Source organism: Zobellella taiwanensis, from assembly GCF_003012795.1.
Taxonomy (GTDB): Bacteria; Pseudomonadota; Gammaproteobacteria; order Enterobacterales; family Aeromonadaceae; genus Oceanimonas; species Oceanimonas taiwanensis.
Genome location: NZ_PXYH01000055.1, coordinates 1 through 693 on the forward strand (window position 1 = coordinate 1; position 693 = coordinate 693).

Sequence of the window (693 nt, forward strand, 5' to 3'; positions counted from 1 at the left end):
CGTAGCCGGTGGGGCTGTGGCACACCCGGGCGCAGGTGTCGGTGTTGTTGTTGCCGAGCGCGGCCCGCACCAGCTTCTGCACCAGGTAGGTTTCCTCGTTGGTGCAGCGCGACGAGGTGATGCCGCCCACGCTGTGGCGGCCGTGCCTGGCCTGCACTTCCTTGAGCCTGCGGGCGGCGAAGCCGATGGCTTCATCCCAGCTCACCTCCCGCCAGGGCTGGTCGATATGATCGCGGATCATCGGCGTGGCCAGCCGGTCTTTGTGGGTGGCGTAGCCGAAGGCGAAGCGGCCCTTGACGCAGGAGTGGCCGTGGTTGGCCTGGCCGCCCTTCCAGGGGGTCATGCGCACCAGCTGGTCGCCCTGCATCTGTGCCTTGAAGGAGCAGCCCACGCCGCAGTAGGCGCAGGTGGTGATCACGCTGTGCTCGGGTTGGCCCTTGGCGATCACCGATTTCTCGGTGAGGGTGGCGGTGGGGCAGGCCTGCACGCAGGCGCCGCAGGACACGCAGTCGGAGCCCAGGAAGTCGGTGCCCTTGCCGGTGGACACCTGGGAGTCGAAGCCCCGGCCCTGGATGGTGAGGGCGAAGGTGCCCTGCACCTCGCCGCAGGCGCGCACGCAGCGGGAGCAGAGGATGCACTTGCTGGCGTCGAAGGTGAAATAGGGGTTGGACTCGTCCTTGCCCAACGCCAGGT

At 68.3% G+C, this 693-nt stretch carries 1 protein-coding gene; it reads right to left on the reverse strand.

What is annotated here, in order from left to right; translation table 11 throughout:
* Nucleotides 1-693: molybdopterin-dependent oxidoreductase (locus C7I36_RS16885; RefSeq protein WP_146137357.1), on the reverse strand; the 693-nt coding region annotated here is incomplete at both ends.